The 21,045-nt window shown below is 66.1% G+C and carries 16 protein-coding genes and 3 tRNA genes; 3 read left to right on the forward strand and 16 right to left on the reverse strand.

All coding sequences use genetic code 11. The features are described 5' to 3' along the window. The first annotated feature begins 33 nt into the window (after positions 1-33). Positions 34-1,032: a tRNA-dihydrouridine synthase family protein gene (locus IEJ03_RS13810; RefSeq protein ID WP_192035392.1), complete on the forward strand. Its 999-nt coding sequence runs from the start codon at positions 34-36 to the stop codon at positions 1,030-1,032. A 49-nt stretch (positions 1,033-1,081) separates the two neighbouring features. Here the strand turns inward: IEJ03_RS13810 and IEJ03_RS13815 are convergent, their stop codons facing one another. From IEJ03_RS13815 to IEJ03_RS13870, 12 genes are all read right to left on the reverse strand, one after another. After that, the gene (locus tag IEJ03_RS13815; protein WP_242457983.1) at positions 1,082-2,047 is read right to left on the reverse strand and encodes a biotin-dependent carboxyltransferase family protein; all 966 of its coding nucleotides are present in this window, start codon (positions 2,045-2,047) and stop codon (positions 1,082-1,084) included. Next, positions 2,044-2,766, reverse strand: coding sequence for a 5-oxoprolinase subunit PxpB (pxpB, locus tag IEJ03_RS13820; RefSeq protein WP_192035393.1), 723 nt, complete (start codon positions 2,764-2,766; stop codon positions 2,044-2,046). Before pxpB ends, IEJ03_RS13815 begins: the two co-directional genes overlap by 4 nt. After that, positions 2,763-3,518, reverse strand: coding sequence for a 5-oxoprolinase subunit PxpA (locus IEJ03_RS13825; RefSeq protein ID WP_192035394.1), 756 nt, complete (start codon positions 3,516-3,518; stop codon positions 2,763-2,765). Before IEJ03_RS13825 ends, pxpB begins: the two co-directional genes overlap by 4 nt. 370 nt (positions 3,519-3,888) lie before the next feature. Further along, positions 3,889-3,965, reverse strand: a tRNA-Arg gene (locus IEJ03_RS13830). A gap of 90 nt (positions 3,966-4,055) precedes the next feature. Continuing rightward, positions 4,056-4,132: transfer RNA gene (locus IEJ03_RS13835), tRNA-Arg, on the reverse strand. Between the two features lie 51 nt (positions 4,133-4,183). Then, positions 4,184-4,276: transfer RNA gene (locus tag IEJ03_RS13840), tRNA-Ser, on the reverse strand. Positions 4,277-4,529: 253 nt separating this feature from the next. Continuing rightward, complete coding sequence (gene csrA, locus IEJ03_RS13845; RefSeq protein WP_192035395.1) at positions 4,530-4,730, reverse strand: carbon storage regulator CsrA; 201 nt, start codon at positions 4,728-4,730, stop codon at positions 4,530-4,532. Positions 4,731-4,926: 196 nt separating this feature from the next. Further along, positions 4,927-6,180 (reverse strand): aspartate kinase, encoded by a 1,254-nt coding sequence (locus IEJ03_RS13850; protein ID WP_192035396.1) that lies wholly within the window; start codon positions 6,178-6,180, stop codon positions 4,927-4,929. Positions 6,181-6,286: 106 nt separating this feature from the next. Then, the gene (alaS, locus tag IEJ03_RS13855; protein WP_192035397.1) at positions 6,287-8,896 is read right to left on the reverse strand and encodes an alanine--tRNA ligase; all 2,610 of its coding nucleotides are present in this window, start codon (positions 8,894-8,896) and stop codon (positions 6,287-6,289) included. 135 nt (positions 8,897-9,031) lie between these two features. Then, positions 9,032-9,529, reverse strand: coding sequence for a regulatory protein RecX (locus IEJ03_RS13860; RefSeq protein ID WP_192035398.1), 498 nt, complete (start codon positions 9,527-9,529; stop codon positions 9,032-9,034). 3 nt (positions 9,530-9,532) lie between these two features. Beyond that, positions 9,533-10,594 (reverse strand): recombinase RecA, encoded by a 1,062-nt coding sequence (gene recA / locus IEJ03_RS13865; protein WP_192035399.1) that lies wholly within the window; start codon positions 10,592-10,594, stop codon positions 9,533-9,535. 103 nt (positions 10,595-10,697) lie between these two features. Next, positions 10,698-11,237 carry a CinA family protein gene (locus IEJ03_RS13870; protein WP_192037337.1) on the reverse strand — a complete coding sequence of 180 codons (540 nt, stop codon included), beginning with the start codon at positions 11,235-11,237 and terminating at the stop codon, positions 10,698-10,700. A 218-nt stretch (positions 11,238-11,455) separates the two neighbouring features. On the opposite strand from IEJ03_RS13870, the gene mutS reads away from it, so the two are divergent. Next, complete coding sequence (gene mutS, locus IEJ03_RS13875; protein ID WP_192035400.1) at positions 11,456-14,065, forward strand: DNA mismatch repair protein MutS; 2,610 nt, start codon at positions 11,456-11,458, stop codon at positions 14,063-14,065. Positions 14,066-14,379: 314 nt separating this feature from the next. After that, positions 14,380-14,703 carry a ferredoxin FdxA gene (gene fdxA, locus IEJ03_RS13880; protein ID WP_192035401.1) on the forward strand — a complete coding sequence of 108 codons (324 nt, stop codon included), beginning with the start codon at positions 14,380-14,382 and terminating at the stop codon, positions 14,701-14,703. A gap of 596 nt (positions 14,704-15,299) precedes the next feature. On the opposite strand, the gene eno is transcribed toward fdxA, so the two are convergent. The 4 genes from eno to IEJ03_RS13900 all read right to left on the reverse strand — a co-directional run bounded on the left by eno (position 15,300) and on the right by IEJ03_RS13900 (position 20,981). Further along, entirely contained in the window at positions 15,300-16,595 is a 1,296-nt protein-coding gene (gene eno / locus IEJ03_RS13885; RefSeq protein WP_192035402.1) for a phosphopyruvate hydratase, read from the reverse strand. 176 nt (positions 16,596-16,771) lie between these two features. Beyond that, positions 16,772-17,623: a 3-deoxy-8-phosphooctulonate synthase gene (gene kdsA / locus IEJ03_RS13890; RefSeq protein WP_192035403.1), complete on the reverse strand. Its 852-nt coding sequence runs from the start codon at positions 17,621-17,623 to the stop codon at positions 16,772-16,774. 9 nt (positions 17,624-17,632) lie between these two features. Then, positions 17,633-19,294 (reverse strand): CTP synthase, encoded by a 1,662-nt coding sequence (locus IEJ03_RS13895; RefSeq protein ID WP_192035404.1) that lies wholly within the window; start codon positions 19,292-19,294, stop codon positions 17,633-17,635. Between the two features lie 265 nt (positions 19,295-19,559). Continuing rightward, positions 19,560-20,981: an FAD-dependent oxidoreductase gene (locus IEJ03_RS13900; RefSeq protein ID WP_192035405.1), complete on the reverse strand. Its 1,422-nt coding sequence runs from the start codon at positions 20,979-20,981 to the stop codon at positions 19,560-19,562. Between the last annotated feature and the right edge of the window lie 64 nt (positions 20,982-21,045).

Raw genomic sequence — 21,045 nt, forward strand, 5'->3', positions numbered from 1 at the left:
TTACTACATCAAGGCCGCATCGGACTAGCGCCCATGGAGGGCGTGATCGATGCCCATACCCGCGCCCTGCTCACCGAGCAGCCCGGCTTCGACTGGACGGTGACGGAGTTCGTGCGCGTGGTCGACGTGCGCCTGCCGCCGCGGGTCTTCTACAAGCACTGCCCGGAGCTGGCTCCACCAGAGGGTCAGGCGCGGGTCATGACCCCCCACGGCATCCCGGTGCACCTGCAGCTCTTGGGCTCGGACCCGGCGGCCCTGGCCGCCAATGCGCGCCAGGCGGTGAGCCTCGGGGCGATGAGCCTGGATCTGAACTTCGGCTGCCCGGCCAAGACGGTCAATCGCCACGACGGCGGCGCCTCGCTGCTGCGTGACCCGCGCCGCCTGGAGCAGGCCGTGGCCGCGGTACACGAGGCGGTGGACGGCGCGATCCCGGTCACCGCCAAGGTGCGCCTGGGCTTCTCGGACCGGTTGCGAGCCTTGGACTGCGCACTGGCCGCCGAGCGAGGCGGCGCCGCCTCGCTGGTGGTGCATGCTCGCACCCGTGACGAGGGCTATCGCCCGCCGGCCCACTGGGAGTGGATCGGGCGCATCCGCCATGCCCTGCGCATCCCGGTGATCGCCAACGGCGATATCTGGACGCTGGAGGACTACTGGAAGGCGCGCACCCTGTCCGGCTGCCCGGATGTCATGCTGGGACGCGGCGCCCTCGCCGACCCCTTCCTTGCCCCGCGCATCCGCCACTGGCAGCGCACCAACGAGCGGCTGCCCGCCACAGATTGGCCGGTACGTGCCGAGATCCTCACCACCTATGCTGCATTGCAGCGTAGCACACTTCCCGAGCGGGTCGTGGTCTCGTTGCTCAAGCAGTGGCTGAACCAGATGCGCGCCCGGGACCCGGAAGCCGCCCGCCGCTTTCAGGTGCTGCGCCGCGAGACCCGCCTGAATCCCTTCCTGGCCGGCCTGGCCGCAGAGGACGCGTCAACGACCGCCTCCTCGCCAGACCGGCGACCGGCGGCGGCCATGGAGACCTGATCGCCGACCAGGCGCGCATCAGGCCCGCACCAACCGTCAGACTCGCGCATCAGCCCTCGAAGGCTGCGAGGAAGCGGCGATAGGCGTCCTGCGCCTCACTCAGCGCCACCGGCGCCAGGCGCACCGTCTGCCCCGGCTGGCACTGGGCGAGTCGCGCGCAGGCCAGCGGCGTCAGAGTGCCGAGCCTGGGGTAGCCACCGACGGTCTGGCGATCATTGAGCAGGGCGATGGGCTGGCCATCCGGCGGCACCTGCACGGCCCCCAGAGCGATGCCCTCGGAGATCATGCTGCCGAGCCGGCACTCGAGCCGGGGACCGGTGAGCCTGACCCCCATCCGATCCGCCCGGGCATCGACCCGCCAATCGGCGTGAAAGGCCTGAAACAGACTAGGCCCGGTGAAATCGGCGATCTGCGCCCCGGGAATCAGGCCGAGCACCGCCGGTGCCGAGTAGTCCAGGCGCTCCTGCGCCGGCACCGCCCGCTCCGCGGACGAGGACGCGGCCGCTACGGCATCCCCCTCCACCATCAGACATTCGCCCTCGGCCAGCGGCGTGCCCGCCCCGGTGTGCCCGCCGAGCCCCTCGCGTGTCACGCAGGCGAGGCTGCCCAGCGTAGGCTCGCCCCTAAAGCCACCGGGTGCGGCCAGATAGGCGCGCACGCCGGCCACGGGAGCACCGAAGGCTAGCCGCTGCCCCTTGCGCAGGGTGAACGCCTGCCAGGGCTCGAGGGGCTCGCCGTCACGGGCGGCGCTCAGGTCGGCGCCGCAGAGCGCCAGGCGCAAGTCTCGTTCGGCGACCAGGGTCAGCCCGCCAAGCGTGATCTCGAGCACGCCGGCGCCAACGGCATTACCCAGCAGGTGATTGGCCCAGGCGAAGGCATGCAGGTCGGCGGGACCGCCCTGGGTCACCCCCAGGCGGCGAACTCCGAAGCGCCCGGCGTCCTGCAGGGTGGCCAGGGGACCGGCCTTCTCCACGCGCAGGGCGCTGACGGGGGTCATCGACGATGTCTCGCTCATGAGCGTGCCTCCTGGCCTTCAGTCACCGGACGGGTATCGCCGCCCAGGCGCTCGAACTCCACCCGGTCGACGGGCCTGAAACGCACCCGATCGCCGACCTGCAGGTAGCTCTGCTCGTCTCGGTGACGATCGAAGAGGGTGATCGGCGTGCGGCCGATCAGGTTCCAGCCACCGGGGGACTGGCGCGGGTAGGCGGAGGTCTGGCGTCCGGCCACCGCCACGCTGCCGGCCGGCACCCGCTGGCGCGGCGTGTCGAGCCTGGGCATCTCGAGGCGAGGATCCAGGCTGCCCATGAAGGCGAACCCAGGCGCGAAGCCCAGCGCGAAGACCCTGTAGTCGTGCCCGGCGTGCAGCTCGATCAGAGCCTCCCGGTCGAGGCCGGTGGCGGCCATCAGGCGCGCAAGCTCCGGCCCGACGCTGTCGTCGTACCAGACCGGCACCTCCTTGATGGCGCCGGCTGCCGCCTCATCGTCCGGGCGCAGGTCGGCAAGGATGCTCGCCAGTCGCGCACGCGCCTCCCTCGCCGAGAGACGCAGGGGGTCGTAGTGCACCAGCAGGGTGGTGTAGGACGGCACCAGATCGACCAGCGCCTCGCCGAAGGCGTCTTCGCAGCGACGGCATAGCGCCATCAACCAAGGCATGTTGGCCTCGTCGATGGTGTCGAAGAGGCGCACCAGCCAGGCCTCGACGCCGGCATTCTCGAGACGCGGCAGGCTCATGAGGCGGCCTCGAGGTCATCGAGCGCCTGGCGTATCGCCTTCACGGCAGCGACCGACTCCGGGTTGTCGCCGTGGACGCAGAGGGTATCGGCCTCCAGCACCAACTCGCTGCCGTCGATGGCGGTGAGCGGCGTGCCACGGGCGATACGCCTGGCCTGATCGACGATCACCGCAGCGTCGTGATGGACCGCCCCGGGCACGCGACGACTGACCAGCCGCCCCTCGGCATCGTAGGCCCGATCGGCGAAGGCCTCGAGCCACAGGGTGACCTCGTGTTCGGCGGCCAGGGCGCGGGCCATGGCGGGATCGCGGGTCGCCATCACCATCAGCGGCAGCTCGGCATCGAAGGCCTTGAGGGCGCGCATCACGGCGGCGAGCTTGTCCGGGTCATTCATCATGTCGTGATAGAGCGCGCCATGGGGCTTCACGTAGCCCAGTCGCGCGCCCTCGGCGCGACACAGGGCGGCCAGGGCGCCGATCTGGTAGAGCACCAGGTTCTCGATCTCATCGCTTGAGCAGGCCAGGGAGCGGCGCCCGAAGCCGACCAGATCGGGATAGGCCGGGTGTGCCCCAACCGTGACATCATGGGCGGCCGCCAGGCGGACCGTGGCGCGGATGGTATCCGGGTCCGAGGCATGAAAGCCGCAGGCCACGTTGGCCAGATCGACCACCGGCATGACCTCGTGATCGAGCCCCATCTGCCAGGGGCCAAAGCTTTCTCCCATATCGGCGTTGAGCAGCAGGCGAGTCATCGGAATCCTCTCTTGTTAACTTGTTGTGGAAATAATTTATAGACACTTTATCGGCAAATTGCCAGCAAACGAACAAAAAGACCCTAGGACGCGTCCCAGGTGGTCGGTCGAGGGCAGGTAGCGAGGGCGGGGAGATCGCCAGCAGAAGGGTAGACGAGGGGCGCGCCAGCCGACACCGGGCCAGCAGGCAAAAAAATGGCACCGATCGCGAGTGCGACGGCGCCATAAACGACCAAAACCGGAATCACCAGCAAAGGGGCTGGCACTCCGGAATCGCTAGCACTGAAACGGGGGCAGGACGCGCGAACGGCGGGATGGGATCGCGACGCCAGAAACACGAAACCCGCCCTCGTGAGGACGGGTTAAAATATGGCGCGCCCGGGAGGATTCGAACCTCCGACCCTCTGATTCGTAGTCAGATACTCTATCCAGCTGAGCTACGGGCGCGTATCGGGTAGTGCTCGTGTTGGCCAGGCAAGAATATGCTATGCCTTTGCCAAGAACCGGCGGAAACATAATTCTCGCTGGTCAGGAAGATGGCGCGCCCTGGAGGATTCGAACCTCCGACCCTCTGATTCGTAGTCAGATACTCTATCCAGCTGAGCTAAGGGCGCGTGCTTACATCTTCGTTGTGCTGATGACATCACGATGACTCGCAATGTGAATGGCGGAGAGAGAGGGATTCGAACCCTCGATGAGGCTATAAACCCCATACTCCCTTAGCAGGGGAGCGCCTTCAGCCACTCGGCCACCTCTCCCTCATCAACACGGCGCGTATGTTACCGTTTCTGAAGGTGTTTGTCCAACCCTTCTGGCAACTTTTTTCGCACCTCTCGTGATCCGAATGCACAAAGCCCGCGAGGGCGGCCTCCAAATCACGATTGCTGGGCCTTGGGCATGTCGATGACTCGACTCCTGCAACCCAGCGGCAATAGCCTACCACACTCTGTCGGCGATCGCTTCCCATGCAAGCACCCTCTTTCATGCCCGCATGAGCCCTGCCCCGAAGTGCTACAGCGACGTTTCCTGCTCGCCGTCTTCCTCGGTCTTCTCGCGCTGGATGCGCTGGTAGATCTCCTCGCGATGCACCGCGACGTCCTTGGGAGCATTCACGCCAATGCGCACCTGATTCCCTTTCACGCCCAGCACAGTCACGGTGATTTCATCACCAATCATCAAGGTTTCGCCGACTCGGCGGGTCAGGATGAGCATGACCGATCTCCTTCTCAGACTTCTTGCAACGGGATACGCACGCTTGAAGCCATGCGAAGCCAGATTATGCGCGACACGCGGCCTCAAGCCAAACGCCCCTTCCTGTGCGATGCCGCTCCGTCCCGGAACGAGTCGCCGCCGAGGCGGCGACTTCCTCTACAGGGTAGCGAAAAGGATCGGCGACACCACCCGGAGATCACTCCTGCTCGATGTCGTCCTTGTCCAGGCCGAAGGCCTTGTGCAGGGCGCGCACCGCCAGCTCCATGTGCTTCTCGTCGATGACCACCGAGATCTTGATCTCGGAGGTGGAAACCATGCGGATGTTGATGTTCTCCTCGGCCAGCACGCGGAACATCTTGGAGGCGATGCCCGCATGGGAGCGCATGCCGACGCCGACCAGAGAAACCTTGGCGATGTTGTCGTCGCCGCGCAGCTCACCGCCGCCCAGATCCGGAATCACCTGATCCTTGAGGATCTTCATGGTCTGCTTGTAGTCGCCCTTGCCGACCGTGAAGGTGAAGTCGGTGTAGTCGCCGGCCGGCGCCACGTTCTGCACGATCATGTCGATCTCGATATTGGCATCGGCGATCGGCCCGAGGATCCGCGAGGCCACGCCCGGCACGTCCGGGGTATTCAGCAGGGTCAGCTTGGCTTCGTTGGCGGTGAAAGCGATACCGGAAATCAGCGGTTCTTCCATGGAATCCTCTTCGTCATCTGTGTCAGCAATGATCAGGGTGCCGTTGCCGCCGTCCTCGAAGCTCGAGAGCACACGCAGCGGCACGTTGTACTTGCCGGCAAATTCGACGGCGCGAATCTGCAGGACCTTGGAGCCCAGGCTCGCAAGCTCAAGCATCTCCTCGACGGTGATGGTCTCGAGCCGGCGCGCCTTGGAGCAGACCCGCGGGTCGGTGGTGTAGACACCATCCACGTCGGTGTAGATCTGGCACTCGTCGGCCTTCAGCGCCGCGGCCAGGGCCACGCCGGTAGTGTCGGAACCGCCTCGGCCGAGGGTGGTGATGTTGCCTTCCTCGTCGACGCCCTGGAAACCGGCCACCACGATCACCTTGCCGTCATCCAGGTCGGACTGGATATCGTCGGTCTCGATGCGCTGGATGCGCGCCTTGGTATGGGCGCTATCGGTCTGGATGCCGACCTGACCACCGGTATAGGAGGTCGCCGGCACGCCCAGCTTCTGCAGGGCCATGGCCAGCAGCGAGATGGTGACCTGCTCGCCGGTAGAGACCAGCATGTCCAGTTCGCGCGGCGTCGGCTCGTCGTTGATCTGACTGGCCAGGTCGACCAGACGGTTGGTCTCGCCACTCATCGCCGAGACCACCACCACGATCTGATGACCGTTGTCGCGGAAGCGTTTGACCTTCTCGGCCACAGCCTTGATGCGCTCGACCGAGCCCACCGAGGTGCCACCGAATTTCTGTACGTATAGCGCCATATGCGATTGCCTTGAAGTGAAAGGATGAAGGGAAAGAACGCGATTGTCGGGCGAGAAACAAGAAGGGGGTCGGGGCAACACTGCCCACGACCCCCTTGATAGTAGCTTAGCCCAGCTGCTCCTCTACCCAGACCGGCACACTGGCCAGAGCCTCGGGGAGGGCCGCGGGATCACTACCCCCGGCCTGCGCCATGTCGGCGCGACCGCCGCCCTTGCCGCCCACCTGGGCGGCGACGTGCTTGACCAGGTCGCCCGCCTTGAGGCGCCCGGTCAGATCATTGGTGACACCGGCGATCAGGCTGACCTTGCCGCTGTCGGCATCGGCCACGCCGAGCACGACCACGCCGGAGCCCAACTTCTGCTTAAGCTGATCCATCACGGTACGCAGCTCCTTGCCGGACACGCCCTCTAGCTGCTTGGCGAGCAGGCGGACACCGGCGATGTCCTGCGCCTCGCTCAGCATGTCATTGCCGGCGCTGGCGGCGAGCTTGGCCTTGAGTCGCTCGAGCTCCTTCTCGAGGCCACGATTGCGCTCGAGCAGCGACTCGACGCGGCTTTCGACCTGGTCGGGCTTGGCCTTGAGGCGCTCGCCGACCCGGGCCAGCTGCGCTTCCTGGCCCTGGAAGTAGGCCAGTGCCGCCTCGCCGGTGATGGCCTCGATCCGGCGCACGCCGGAGGCGATGCCGGTCTCGGCGACGATGTGGAAGCAGCCGATGTCGCCGCTGCGCGCTACGTGGGTGCCACCGCACAGCTCCACCGAGAAGCCATCGGCGCCGATGGTCAGCACCCGCACGTCGTCGGCGTACTTGGCCTCGAACAGGGCAGCGGCGCCCTTGGCCTTGGCCTCGTCGAGGGTCATGTTCTCGATCTGCGTGGGCGCATTGGCCAGCACCTGGGCGTTGACGATGGCTTCGACCTCGGCAAGCTCCTCGGGCGTCACCGCCTCGAGGTGGCTGAAGTCGAAGCGCAGCCGCTCGGCGCTGACCAGCGAGCCCTTCTGCTGGACGTGCTCGCCGAGCACCATCCGCAGCGCCTTGTGCAGCAGGTGAGTCGCCGAGTGGTTGCGCACCGTGGCGGCGCGCAGGCTGGCATCGACGGTCGGCGCCACATCGGCACCTACCTCGAGACTGCCCTCGACCATCACGCCCTGGTGCAGGTGATGACCGGCCTGCTTCTGGGTGTCGGTGACCTGGAAGCGGCTGCCATCTACCACGAGGTAGCCGGTATCGCCGACCTGGCCACCGGACTCGGCATAGAAGGGCGTGCGGTCGAGCACCACCACGCCCTTCTGGCCTTCCTTCAGGACCGACAGCTCGTTGCCCTCTGCATCGACCAACGCGGTGATCCTGGCCTCGTCCTCGAGGCGCTCGTAGCCGGTGAAGGCGGTCTCGCCTTCGAGCTCCAGGGTGACGCCGTAATCGGCGCCGAACTGGCTGGCCGCCCGGGCCCGCTCACGCTGCGCCTCCAGCGCCGCCTGGAAGCCGGCCTCGTCCAGCGACACGCCACGCTCACGGCAGACATCGGCGGTCAGGTCATAGGGAAAGCCATAGGTGTCATAGAGCTTGAACACCGTCTCGCCGGGCAGTACGTCACCCTCGAGCACGTCCAGCGCTTCCGTCAGCAGGCCCATGCCGTGATCCAGGGTACGCGCGAACTGCGCCTCTTCCTTGGCCAGCACGGTCTCGATCTGGGCACGGGCACGGCGCAGCTCCGGGTAGGCCTCGCCCATCTCGGCGTCCAGCGCCGCCACCAGGGTATGGAAGAAGCTGCCCTCGGCGCCGAGCTTGTGACCGTGGCGCACCGCACGACGGATGATCCGGCGCAGCACGTAACCGCGGCCCTCGTTGGAGGGCAGCACGCCGTCGACGATCAGGAAGGCGCAGGAGCGGATATGGTCGGCGATCACCCTAAGCGACGGGGTGCTGGTATCTTCGTGCCCGGTGGCCTCGGCGGCGGCCTTGAGCAGGCGCTGGAATAGATCGATCTCGTAGTTAGAGTGCACGCCCTGCAGCACGGCGGCGATGCGCTCGAGGCCCATGCCGGTATCGATGGACGGCTTGGGCAGCGGGTTCATGGTGCCCTGGGCATCGCGATCGCACTGCATGAACACCAGGTTCCAGATCTCGATGTAGCGATCGCCGTCCTCTTCCGGGCTGCCGGGAGGGCCACCCCAGACCTCGGGGCCGTGATCGAAGAAGATCTCCGAGGACGGCCCGCAGGGGCCGGTATCGCCCATCTGCCAGAAGTTGTCCTCGTCGAGCTTGGAGAAGCGCTCGGGATCGATGCCGATCTCGTCCTTCCAGATGCGCTCGGCCTCGTCATCGCTTACGTGGACGGTGACCCACAGCTTGTCCTTGGGCAGCCCCAGGCGCTCGGTCAGGAAGGTCCAGGCGAACTGGATGGCCTCGCGCTTGAAGTAGTCGCCGAAGCTGAAGTTGCCGAGCATCTCGAAGAAGGTGTGGTGCCGCGCGGTGTAGCCGACGTTGTCCAGGTCGTTGTGCTTGCCACCGGCACGCACGCAGCGCTGGGCCGAGGTGGCGCGCACGTAGGGACGCGGGTCGCGGCCCAGGAAGACGTCCTTGAAGGGCACCATGCCGGCGTTGGTGAACAGCAGGGTCGGGTCGTTGTCCGGCACCAGCGAGCTGGACGGCACGATGGAATGCCCCTGCTCCTCGAAGAAGGTCAGAAAGGCCTGTCTGATCTCTGCGCTTTTCATATCAAGTCCGTGGCGATAAGCGTGGTGACGCTGCGGGCGAGCGGCCGCCTAAGCGGACCGACACGGCGCGCCGGTGTCGTCGCAAACCTTGGAGTATAACGAGTCGGCGGGAAACTTTCAGGGGGGGAACAGGGGCTAGTCGTACTCGGGGACGTCCCAGGCATGCGCCTGGGCGTGGCGTAGCTGGTCGAAATCGAAGCCGCGGCCGGCGAGAAACCGCTCGCGCTTGGCACGCTCTCGGGAGCCTTCACCGGGACCGCTGAAGCGCCGGGCGAGGGTCTCGGCGGCGAGCGCGAACCAGTCGACCTCGGCGTCGTTGAGGGCCTCATCGACCGTCTCGCGCCCCACGCCGCGCTGATCGAGCTCGGCGCGCACCTTGCGAGGCCCCTGGCCGCGCTGGATGCGCGAGCGCACGAAGTGCTCGGCGAAGCGCGCATCCGACTGCAGACCCTGCTCGACCAGGGCGTCGAGACAGGCCGCCACCTCGGCCGGGGTGTGACCCTTGGCCGTTAGGCGACTCTCGAGTTCGTGGCGCGAGTACTCGCGCCGCGCCAGCAGGCGAATGGCATCGCCCCGGGGCGAGGACGGCTCGCCGCCCTCCCCCCGCGCGGCATGACCGGGCTTAAATGCCATGGATCAGGCCTTGTCGTCGAGCTCGTCGCTTGCCACCGCTTCGCCTTCGGCCTTGTCATCCTTGGGTTCGGCCTGAGTCAGCAGCTGGGCGCGGATCTGGCTCTCGATCTCTTCCATGATCGCCGGATTATCCTCGAGGTACTGGGCGGCATTGGCCTTGCCCTGACCGATCTTGCTGCCCTTGTAGCTGTACCAGGCGCCGGCCTTGTCGACCAGGTTGCACTGCACACCGAGATCGACCACCTCGCCGGCATGATAGATGCCCTTGCCATAGAGGATCTGGAACTCGGCCTGACGGAACGGCGGCGCCACCTTGTTCTTGACCACCTTGACGCGGGTCTCGTTGCCGGTCACCTCGTCGCCCTGCTTCACCGAACCGGTGCGGCGGATGTCCAGGCGCACGCTGGAGTAGAACTTCAGGGCGTTGCCGCCGGTGGTAGTCTCGGGGCTGCCGAACATCACGCCGATCTTCATGCGGATCTGGTTGATGAACACCACCATGCAGTTGGCGTTCTTGATGTTGCCGGTGATCTTGCGCAGCGCCTGGGACATCAGGCGCGCCTGCAGGCCCACGTGGGAGTCGCCCATCTCGCCCTCGATCTCGGCCCGCGGCGTCAACGCCGCAACCGAGTCGACGATGATCACGTCGACGCCGCCGGAGCGCACCAGCATGTCGCAGATCTCCAACGCCTGCTCGCCGTTATCCGGCTGGGAGACCAGCAGGTCATCGAGATTGACGCCCAGCTTCTCGGCGTAGCTCGGGTCGAGCGCGTGCTCGGCGTCGACGAAGGCGCAGGTCTTGCCCTGCTTCTGCGCCTGGGCGATCACCGACAGGGTCAGGGTGGTCTTGCCCGAGGACTCCGGCCCGTAGATCTCGACGACCCGGCCCAGCGGCAAGCCGCCGATGCCGAGCGCGATATCCAGGCCCAGCGAGCCGGTGGAGACCGATGGCATCACCACGCGCGGCGCGTCGCCCAGGCGCATCACGGTGCCCTTGCCGAACTGGCGATCGATCTGGGTGAGCGCCGCGTTCAATGCCTTGGAGCGATTGTCGTCCTGTGCCATGGATGGCCTCCTGGAGTCATCAAAGGGAAAACGATGGGATCTTAATACTGGATCTGGATACTGTATGACTGCACAGTATTATGGAGAAAAAAAACCGCCGCGCCTACCGCTCAGGAGACTTTTCCTGTGAAGCGTCGCTACTCTCGAGCCGCTCGATCAGCCCGGCCAGCGCCGCCCGCACCGCCTGCTCGCGCACCGCATGGCGATCGCCGTGAAAGTGCCGGCATACGGCCTCCTGAGCGGCGCCATCACCCCAGGCCAACCACACCATGCCCACCGGCTTGGCCTCGCTGCCGCCGCCGGGGCCGGCCACGCCGCTGATGGCAACGGCCAGGCTCGCACCGCTGTCGCGGCAGGCCCCGGCCACCATCGCCTCGACTACCGCGCGGCTGACCGCACCGTGCTCATCGAGGGTCGCCTCGGGGACGCCCAGCAGGCGGGTCTTGGCGGCGTTCGAGTAGGTCACGTAGCCGGCCTCGAAGTAGGCGGAGCTGCCACTGATCTCGGTGATGGCATGGGCGACCCCGCCCCCGGTGCAGGACTCGGCGGCGGTCACGGCCGCCCCGCGGGCAAGGCAGGCCTCACCGAGACGAGTGGCGAGCGCGGGCGTGTCGCAGGCCTCGAGGGCCGTGGTGATCTCCATCATCTTGCCTCCCTGGCGGCGGGCGGAGCCATGCTCCTGGAATGCCGGGACAGCGCCTGACGAGGCGCACCTGAGCGGGTAGAATATCGCCTTTTGCCGGCCCCTGACGAGTCACCCGTCGCGGCGCCACCATGTCCTCGCTACGACGTGCCGAATGACGCTCCAAGTAGCGCCCCAGTCGCGCCCCGCAACGCCAGCCAGAACCATCAAGGAAGCCCATGACCCAGGCCAGCGCCCAGCACACCCCGATGATGAGCCAGTTCCTGAAGATCAAGCGCGAGCACCCCGAGGTGCTGCTTTTTTATCGCATGGGGGACTTCTATGAGCTGTTCTTCGACGACGCCAAGCGCGCCGCCGCGCTGCTCGACATCACCCTGACCCAGCGCGGCCAATCGGCGGGCAAGCCGATCCCCATGGCCGGCGTGCCCTACCACAGCGCCGAGGGCTACCTGGCGCGCCTGGTCAAGGCCGGCGAATCGGTGGCGATCTGCGAGCAGATCGGCGACCCGGCCACCAGCAAGGGCCCGGTGGAGCGCAAGGTGGTGCGCATCGTCACCCCCGGCACCCTGTATGACGAGGCGCTGCTCGATGCCAACCGCGATAACCTGGTGCTGGCCGCGCACCCGCGAGGGGAGACCTGGGGCATGGCTTGGCTGGAGCTCTCCAGCGGGCGCTTCAGCGTGCTGGAGGTCGAGGGCGAGGCCGAACTGCTCGCCGAGGTGCAGCGCCTCGACCCGGCCGAGCTGTTGATCGCCGACGGCCAGGAGCTTCCCCCGTCGCTTGCTGAGCGCCGCGGCCTGCGTCGCCAGAGCGACTGGCTGTTCGACCTCGAGTCGGCGACGCGCACCCTGTGCGACCAGTTCGCCGTGCAGGACCTGCGCGGCTTCGGCTGCGCCCATCTCGAGGCCGCCATGACCGCCGCCGGCGTGCTGATCGACTATGCCCGGGATACCCAGCGCTCTCACCTGCCTCACGTCACCGCCATCGGCGTCGAGAACCGGGACGACGCCGTGGTCATCGATGCCGCCAGTCGGCGCAACCTGGAGATCGACACCAACCTTGGCGGCAGCGGCGACAACACCCTGGCCAGCGTGCTGGACACCACCGCTACCGCCATGGGCTCGCGACTCATGAAGCGCTGGCTGAACCGCCCGCTGCACGACCGCCCGCGGGTACTGGCCCGCCAGGCCGCGGTGGCACTGCTCGCCGACGACGAGGCCTTCCTGCCCCTGCGCGAGGATCTGAAGGCGATCGGCGATGTCGAGCGCATCCTGGCTCGCGTGGCGCTGCGCAGCGCCCGTCCCCGCGACCTTGCTCGCCTGCGCGACGCCCTCAATGCCCTACCCGGCCTCGAGGCGAGTCTGGCAGGCTTCGACGAGGGCACCGCCCTCGATGAACTCAAACGCCATATCCGCCCTTATCCCGCGCTTGCCGAGACCCTGACCCGGGCACTGGTCGAGAACCCGCCGGTGGTGATCCGCGATGGCGGCGTGATCGCCGAGGGCTTCGATGAGGAACTCGATGAGCAGCGGGGTCTGGCCGAGAACGCCGGCGACTACCTGATCCAGCTGGAGACCCGCGAGCGCGAGCGCACCGGCCTTGCCGGCCTCAAGGTCGGCTACAACCGGGTGCATGGCTACTACATCGAGATCCCCCGTGCCCAGGCCCGCGAGGCGCCGGCGGACTACATCCGCCGCCAGACCCTGAAGAACGCCGAGCGCTTCATCATCCCCGAGCTCAAGGAGTTCGAGGACAAGGCGCTGTCCGCCAAGTCCCGGGCACTGGGTCGCGAGAAGCTCCTCTATGAGTCGCTGCTCGACACCCTGGGCGCCGAGCTCGATGCCCTGCAGCAGTCCGGCCGGGCGCTGGCCAGCCTCGACGTGCTGGCGAGCTTCGCCGAGCGCGCCCTGGCCCTGGACTTCGTGCGCCCGACCCTCGCCGAGGCGCCGGGCATCAACATCCAGGGCGGACGCCACCCGGTCGTCGAGCACGTCAGCGAGGCACCCTTCGTGCCCAACGACCTGGCGCTCGACGATACCCGGCGCATGCTGGTGATCACCGGCCCCAACATGGGCGGCAAGTCGACCTACATGCGTCAGGCGGCACTGATCACCCTGCTGGCCCACACCGGCAGCTTCGTGCCCGCCGACAGCGCCGAGATCGGTCCGGTGGATCGCATCTTCACCCGTATTGGCTCCTCGGATGACCTGGCCGGCGGCCGCTCGACCTTCATGGTCGAGATGACCGAGACCGCCAACATCCTGCATAACGCCAGTGACAAAAGCCTGGTGCTGATGGACGAGATCGGCCGCGGCACCTCGACATTCGACGGCCTGTCGCTGGCCTGGGCCAGCGCCGAACACCTGACCCGCTCGCGGGCCTTCACGCTGTTCGCCACCCACTACTTCGAGATGACCGCCCTGCCCGATCAGGCGCCGGGGGTGGCCAACGTGCACCTGACCGCGGCCGAGCACAAGGACGGCATCGTCTTCATGCACCGAGTGGAAGACGGTCCGGCAAGCCAGAGTTATGGCCTTCAGGTCGCTCAGCTGGCCGGTGTGCCACAGCATGTGATCGCCCGTGCCCGCGAGAAGCTCGCCGTGCTCGAGCAGCAGGAAATCGACCAGGGCCAGCGCCAGACACCCCTGGCCGCCCCCGCGGCGGACGCCGGCGAAGCCCCGGCCGCAGCGGCGCCCGCGCCGCGTCAGGATGACCTGTTTGCCAGCACACCGCACCCGCTACTCGACGAACTGGCCGGCCTGGACATCGACGGCCTCAGCCCCCGCCAGGCCCTGGAGCTGCTCTACACTTGGCGAGAGAAAGTGTAGAGCCTTACAAGCGAAGGCCCAGGCGCCCAGGCTGGCGAGGCAGCAGACGATCAACCGTCAGCGGTGCAACTCGCCGCGACGATCGGCAGGAAAATGGCCAGAACGTGGCACAACGGGCATGAATTCATGCCGAAACGTTCTGCCTGACGGCCACCGCGATGACTTGCTGGCCTCGCAAGCCACGACTAGAATATTCGGCCATTAGAATGGCGGCTTCTAATAATCAAGCCGCTTATAACTAGACTAGGCAAACGACTCACTCAGGGACTCGGCGGGTCGCCGAGCACCTGACCGCTAACGATCGAGGAAGCCCCATGACATTCGTCGTCACCGAGAACTGCATCAAGTGCAAGTACACCGACTGCGTGGAGGTCTGCCCGGTAGACTGCTTCTACGAAGGCCCCAACTTCCTGGTCATCCACCCCGACGAGTGCATCGACTGCGCCCTGTGTGAGCCGGAATGCCCCGCCGAGGCCATCTTCTCCGAGGACGAACTGCCCGACGGCCAGCAACAGTTCATCGAGCTCAACGCCGAGCTCGCCGATGTCTGGCCAAACATCGCCGAGAAGAAGGACCCGCTGCCAGACGCCGAGGAGTGGGATGGCAAGAGCGGCAAGGCAGAGCTGCTCGAGCGCTGAACCACGTTCGAGCGTGCTAAGGCGCAGGACGCAGCAAGGATACGAAAAGGGCCGGCGAAAAATCGCCGGCCCTTTTCGATGCCCCAATGCCATGTCCGATCACTCACGCTGACAACCAGACATAAAAAAGGCGACCCGAAGGTCGCCCGCTCCTAGCCAGTCCTTGAGCATGTCCCTATGCCCGACTCCTTGGGTGACATCCCTGCCCGGAAACGACGTCCTGTCGTACCTGGCGCACCCGACTACCATCCCGTTGCATCCTGCCGGGAAAGCGTCCTGCTTTCCCACATCCCAGGCACAGTGTGGCAGTTGTAGCGGACTTCTCAAGTCGCCCTCTCCCGGACATAGGCGACTGACGTCGGGGCGGAAGAAAATAAAAACCCTTTATTTTCATAACCATAATGGCAGCCCTCATGCCTGCCCGGATGATTTATTGATCAAGATCAAGGATTTCTGGGCCAAGATGTCAGTGATCTCTTACACACAATGAGGACATGTGGCGCAGGCACGGCTCCGCCCAGGGCACCAGACACGAAAAAGGCGCCCGCAGGCGCCTTTCATTTTTGCTCTCATGCCCTTCTGGGCCGCTGGCAAACTCAGCCCTGGCCCTTGATGGCCGCAAGCCCCGGGTAGCGCACCGCCTCGCCCAGCTGCTGCTCGATCACCAGCAGGCGGTTGTACTTGGCGACCCGGTCGGAGCGGCACAGCGAGCCGGTCTTGATCTGGCCAGCCGAGGTAGCCACCGCCAGGTCGGCGATGGTGGTGTCCTCAGTCTCGCCGGAACGGTGCGAGATCACCGCGGTGAAGCCGGCATCCTGCGCCATCTTGATCGCATCCAGGGTCTCGGACAGCGAGCCGATCTGGTTGAACTTGATCAGGATGGAGTTGCCGATCTGCTCGTCGATGCCGCGCTTGAGAATCTTGGTGTTGGTGACGAACAGGTCGTCGCCGACCAGCTGCACCTTGTCGCCCAGCTTGTCGGTGAGCGCCTTCCAGCCGGCCCAGTCGGATTCGTCCATGCCATCCTCGATGGAGACGATCGGGTACTGGTCGGCAAGATCCGCCAGGTAGTCGACGAAGCCCGCCGCGTCGAAGGACTTGCCTTCGCCGGACAGGTTGTACTGACCGTCCTCGAAGAACTCGCTGGACGCGCAGTCGAGCGCCAGAGTGATGTCGCTGCCCAGCGTGTAGCCGGCGTCGGAGACGGCCTGCTTGATCACCGCCAGGGCCTCGGCGTTGGAGGCGAGGTTCGGCGCGAAGCCGCCCTCGTCACCCACCGCGGTGGACAGGCCGCGCGCGGAGAGCACCTTCTTCAGGGCGTGGAAGATCTCGGCGCCCATGCGCAGACCTTCGCGGAAGGAAGGTGCACCTACCGGCTGGATCATGAACTCCTGGATGTCGACGTTGTTGTCGGCATGCTCGCCCCCGTTGATGATGTTCATCATCGGCACCGGCATCAAGAACTTGCCCGGGGCGCCGTAGAGCTCGGCGATGTGGGCGTAGAGCTCGACACCCTTGGCGCTGGCGGCGGCCTTGGCGGCGGCCAGGGAGACGGCGAGGATGGCGTTGGCGCCGAGGCTTTCCTTGTTCTCGGTGCCGTCGAGCTCGAGCATGGCGTTGTCCAGGCCGCGCTGATCCAGGGCGTCGAGACCGGTCAGCCGCTCACGGATCGGGCCGTTGACGGCCTCCACGGCCTTCAGCACGCCCTTGCCCAGATAGCGCCCCTTGTCGCCGTCGCGCAGCTCCAGCGCCTCACGTGAACCGGTAGAGGCACCGCTCGGCGCGCAGGCCACGCCCTTGGCGCCGCTGTCCAGCACCACCTCGGCCTGCACCGTGGGATTTCCGCGGGAGTCCAGCACCTCGAGGGCGCGAATATCGACAATCTTGGTCATGATTTCGTCCTTATTATCGCTAAGCGTTGATCCAGTCGGCGTGCCTGGAGGGAGTCACGGCTCCGCTCGAAAACTGTCTATCGACCACCGTCTTGTCAAAAACCGTCGTCTATCGGGAACTGCATGCAAGAACTAATGGACGGCCCGCCAGGCCGCCCCGACCACCCTCAGGTGGCTCAGGAAATCGTCAGCGCCGGGAAGCCCTTGACCAGATCGTCCAGGGACTTGAGCTGGCCAAGGAAGGGCTCCAGCTGGTCAAGCGGCAGGGCGCAGGGGCCATCGCACTTGGCGTTATCCGGGTCCGGGTGCGCCTCGAGGAAGAGCCCGGCGAGCCCTACCGCGACCCCGGCCCGGGCCAGCTCGGCGACCTGGGCGCGACGGCCGTCGGCGCTGTCGGCGCGCCCGCCAGGACGCTGCAGGGCATGGGTGACGTCGAAGAACAGCGGATAGCCGGTCGCCTTCATGTCACCGAAGCCAAGCATGTCGACTACCAGGTTGTTGTAACCGAAACTCGAACCGCGCTCGCAGAGGATCAGGCGATCGTTGCCGGCCTCCTCGCACTTGCGCACGATGTGGCGCATCTCGTGGGGCGCCAGGAACTGCGGCTTCTTGATGTTGATCACCGCCCCGGTCTCGGCCATGGCCACCACCAGGTCGGTCTGGCGCGCCAGGAAGGCCGGCAGCTGGATGATGTCGGCGACCTCGGCGACCGGCGCGGCCTGCCAGGGCTCGTGGACGTCGGTGATCACCGGCACGCCGAAACGTTCCTTGACCTCGGCGAGGATCTCGAGCCCCTTCTCCAGACCGGGACCGCGATAGGAGTGGATCGAGCTGCGGTTGGCCTTGTCGAAGCTGGCCTTGAAGACGTAGGGCATGCCGAGCCTGCCGGTCACTTCGACATAGCGCTCGGCGACCTCCAGCGCCATCTCGCGGGACTCGAGCACGTTCATACCGCCGAACAGCGTAAGCGGCAGGGCGTTGCCGGCCTTCAGGCCGGCAACCTCGATGATCTTCTGGGGTGCGCTCATCTGTTCTCCTTAGCCCTGGGGCTGCGCCTGAGCCTGTTGCCGGGCGCGCACCTGCTTCTGCTCGAGGGCCGCCTGGACGAAGCCCGAGAACAGCGGGTGGCCGTCACGAGGCGTGGAGGTGAACTCCGGGTGGAACTGGCAGGCCACGAACCAGGGATGGTCCGGCAGCTCGACCATCTCGACCAGCGACTCGTCGACGCTCTTGCCGGAGATCACCAGGCCGGCCTTCTCGAGATCGCCGATGAACTGGTTGTTGACCTCGAAGCGGTGGCGGTGACGCTCGACGATCTCGTCGCTGCCGTAGGCCTCGCGGGCCTTGGAGCCCGGCTTGAGGTGGCAGACCTGGCCGCCGAGACGCATGGTGCCGCCGAGATCGGAGGCCTCGTCGCGCAGCTCGATCTTACCCTCGGCGTTCAGCCACTCGGTGATCAGGCCGACCACCGGGTGCTTGGTGTCGTGGGTGAACTCGGTGGAGTTGGCGTCCGCCCAGCCGGCCACATGGCGAGCGAATTCGATCACCGCGACCTGCATGCCGAGGCAGATGCCCAGATAGGGAATCTTCTGCTCACGGGCGAAGCGGGCGGTGGCGATCTTGCCTTCCACACCGCGCTCACCGAAGCCGCCGGGCACCAGAATGGCGTCCTTGCCGGCCAGCCGTTCGGGGCCGTGACGCTCGATGTCCTCGGAGTCGATGTAGTCGATGTTGACCTTGATGCGGTTCTGAATGCCGGCGTGGATCAGCGCCTCGTTCAGCGACTTGTAGGCGTCCAGCAGCTCCATGTACTTGCCGACCATGGCGATGTTGACCGACTTCAGCGGGTTGAGCTTGGCGTCCAGCACCCGCACCCACTCGTCCAGCTCGGCCTCGCCGGCCTCCAGGCGCAGCTTGTCGCAGACGATCTCGTCGAGGCCATGCTCGTGCAGCATCAGCGGGATGCGATAGATGGTATCGGCATCCTGCAGCGGCACCACCGCCCGCTCTTCGACGTTGGTGAACAGCGCGATCTTGCGACGCTCGGTCTCCTCGAGCTCGACTTCGCTGCGACAGATCAGGATGTCCGGCTGGATACCGATCGAGCGCAGCTCCTTGACGCTGTGCTGGGTCGGCTTGGTCTTGGTCTCGCCGGCCGTCTGGATGTAAGGCACCAAGGTCAGGTGCATGAAGATGGCACGGTTGGCACCGAGCTCGCTTCTGATCTGACGGATCGACTCGAGGAACGGCAGCGACTCGATGTCGCCGACGGTGCCGCCGATCTCGACCAGCGCCACGTCGAAGCCTTCACCACCCTCGTAGACGCGACGCTTGATCTCGTCGGTGATGTGCGGAATCACCTGCACGGTGCCGCCCAGGTAGTCACCGCGGCGCTCCTTGCGCAGCACGTGCTCGTAGACACGGCCGGTGGTGAAGTTGTTGCTCTGGGTCATCTTGGTACGAATGAAGCGCTCGTAGTGGCCCAGGTCCAGGTCGGTCTCGGCGCCATCCTCGGTGACGAATACTTCGCCATGCTGGAAGGGGCTCATGGTGCCCGGATCGACGTTGATGTACGGATCCAGCTTGAGCATGGTGACCTTGAGGCCACGCGCCTCGAGAATCGCCGCCAGCGAAGCGGACGCGATGCCCTTGCCGAGAGAGGACACAACGCCGCCGGTCACGAAGATATATCGTGTCATGGAGAACCTGTCGAAACGTGATCAGAAGGCGCGGCAGGAAACCGCACCAGGATGGGACGACAGAATAGCAGAGTCGCCTAGGCGGCTCAATTTCGCCCCTTGCCTAGAGATGATTGCATCAGGATCGGCAGTCGCAACTGTTCCGTCGACAGGCCGTCGCGGAGGCGCTGCCCCCCTCCCTGGGCGCTACCTCTGCCATCCATGGCGGAGGAGCCTCGCTACGCCCTGCCCCCGGTGCCGCTCGCTCCAGGTTACGCCCGCGGCATCACACTTCCAGATAGTCGAGGATGCCTTCGCCAGCCTGGCGGCCCTCATAGACCGCGGTGACCACCAGGTCGGAGCCGCGCACCATGTCGCCACCGGCAAAGACCTTGGCGTTGCTGGTCTGGAACGGATAACGGCCGTGCTCCGGCGCGGTGACCCGGCCCCGCTCGTCGGTACCGATGTTATTCGGCTCGAGCCAGTCGATGTCGGTGGGCTGGAAGCCGAAGGCGATCACCACGGCATCCGCCGGCAGCACTTCCTCGGAGCCCGGCACCACCTCGGGACGCCGGCGCCCGTTCTCGTCGGGCTCGCCCATGCGAGTGCGCACCACCTTGACGCCTTCGACCTTGTCCTCGCCGACCACCGCCACCGGCTGACGGTTGAACAGGAAGTCGACGCCCTCCTCCCGGGCATTGGCCACCTCGCGCTTGGAGCCGGGCATGTTCTCCTCGTCGCGGCGGTAGGCACAGGTCACGCTGGCCGCGCCCTGACGGATCGAGGTGCGGTTGCAGTCCATGGCGGTATCGCCACCGCCCAGCACCACCACCCGCTGCCCCTCGAAGGAGACATAGTCGACGGCCTCGGTCTCGAAGCCCAGGCAGTGATTGACGTTGCCGATCAGGAAGTCCAGCGCCTTGTGCACCCCCGGCAGGTCCTCGCCCGGGAAGCCGCCCTGCATGTACTTGTAGGTACCCATGCCGAGGAAGACGGCGTCATAGTCTTCCATCAGGTCGTCGATGGTGACATCGCGGCCGATCTCGGTATTGAGGCGGAACTCCACCCCCATCTCCTCGAAGACCGCGCGACGACGCTCCATCACGCTCTTCTCGAGCTTGAACTCCGGGATGCCGAAGGTCAGCAGGCCGCCGATCTCGGGATACTTGTCGAACACCACCGGGGTGACGCCGTTGCGCACCAGGATGTCGGCGCAGCCGAGCCCCGCCGGGCCGGCGCCGACGATCGCTACCCGCTTGTCGGTCATCGTGACCTTGGACATGTCCGGTCGCCAGCCCATGGCGAAGGCGGTATCGGTGATGTACTTCTCCACCGAGCCGATGGTCACCGCCCCGAAGCCGTCGTTGAGGGTGCAGTCACCCTCGCAGAGCCGGTCCTGCGGGCATACCCGGCCGCACACCTCGGGCAGCGAGTTGGTCTGATGCGACAGCTCGGCGGCCTTGAGGATGTTGCCCTCGGCCACCAGCTTCAGCCAGTTGGGAATATAGTTGTGGACCGGACATTTCCACTCGCAATAGGGGTTGCCGCAGCCCAGGCAGCGATCCGCCTGACTGGCGGCATCGCTTGGCTGGAAGGGCTCGTAGATCTCGGCGAACTCTCGCGCACGGGTGCGCGCCGCCTTCTTCTGCGGGTCCTGGCGACCCACGTCGATGAACTGGAAATCGTTGTGCTGAAGACGCTCTGCCATGGTCGTCTCTCCTCGAAAACTGGAAGGTCAGGACGGGGTCGGAGAACCGACCCCGCCGGGACGC

This window comes from Halomonas sp. YLGW01, from assembly GCF_014840935.1.
Taxonomy (GTDB): Bacteria; Pseudomonadota; Gammaproteobacteria; order Pseudomonadales; family Halomonadaceae; genus Onishia.

What these genes read in the sequence shown, in the direction of transcription:
- IEJ03_RS13810 (WP_192035392.1), top strand. Translation starts at nt 34, where the DNA reads ATGGAGGGCGTGATCGATGCCCATACCCGCGCCCTGCTCACCGAGCAG.
- IEJ03_RS13815 (WP_242457983.1), bottom strand. Translation starts at nt 2,047, where the DNA reads ATGAGCGAGACATCGTCGATGACCCCCGTCAGCGCCCTGCGCGTGGAG.
- pxpB (WP_192035393.1), bottom strand. Translation starts at nt 2,766, where the DNA reads ATGAGCCTGCCGCGTCTCGAGAATGCCGGCGTCGAGGCCTGGCTGGTG.
- IEJ03_RS13825 (WP_192035394.1), bottom strand. Translation starts at nt 3,518, where the DNA reads ATGACTCGCCTGCTGCTCAACGCCGATATGGGAGAAAGCTTTGGCCCC.
- csrA (WP_192035395.1), bottom strand. Translation starts at nt 4,730, where the DNA reads ATGCTCATCCTGACCCGCCGAGTCGGCGAAACCTTGATGATTGGTGAT.
- IEJ03_RS13850 (WP_192035396.1), bottom strand. Translation starts at nt 6,180, where the DNA reads ATGGCGCTATACGTACAGAAATTCGGTGGCACCTCGGTGGGCTCGGTC.
- alaS (WP_192035397.1), bottom strand. Translation starts at nt 8,896, where the DNA reads ATGAAAAGCGCAGAGATCAGACAGGCCTTTCTGACCTTCTTCGAGGAG.
- IEJ03_RS13860 (WP_192035398.1), bottom strand. Translation starts at nt 9,529, where the DNA reads ATGGCATTTAAGCCCGGTCATGCCGCGCGGGGGGAGGGCGGCGAGCCG.
- recA (WP_192035399.1), bottom strand. Translation starts at nt 10,594, where the DNA reads ATGGCACAGGACGACAATCGCTCCAAGGCATTGAACGCGGCGCTCACC.
- IEJ03_RS13870 (WP_192037337.1), bottom strand. Translation starts at nt 11,237, where the DNA reads ATGGAGATCACCACGGCCCTCGAGGCCTGCGACACGCCCGCGCTCGCC.
- mutS (WP_192035400.1), top strand. Translation starts at nt 11,456, where the DNA reads ATGACCCAGGCCAGCGCCCAGCACACCCCGATGATGAGCCAGTTCCTG.
- fdxA (WP_192035401.1), top strand. Translation starts at nt 14,380, where the DNA reads ATGACATTCGTCGTCACCGAGAACTGCATCAAGTGCAAGTACACCGAC.
- eno (WP_192035402.1), bottom strand. Translation starts at nt 16,595, where the DNA reads ATGACCAAGATTGTCGATATTCGCGCCCTCGAGGTGCTGGACTCCCGC.
- kdsA (WP_192035403.1), bottom strand. Translation starts at nt 17,623, where the DNA reads ATGAGCGCACCCCAGAAGATCATCGAGGTTGCCGGCCTGAAGGCCGGC.
- IEJ03_RS13895 (WP_192035404.1), bottom strand. Translation starts at nt 19,294, where the DNA reads ATGACACGATATATCTTCGTGACCGGCGGCGTTGTGTCCTCTCTCGGC.
- IEJ03_RS13900 (WP_192035405.1), bottom strand. Translation starts at nt 20,981, where the DNA reads ATGGCAGAGCGTCTTCAGCACAACGATTTCCAGTTCATCGACGTGGGT.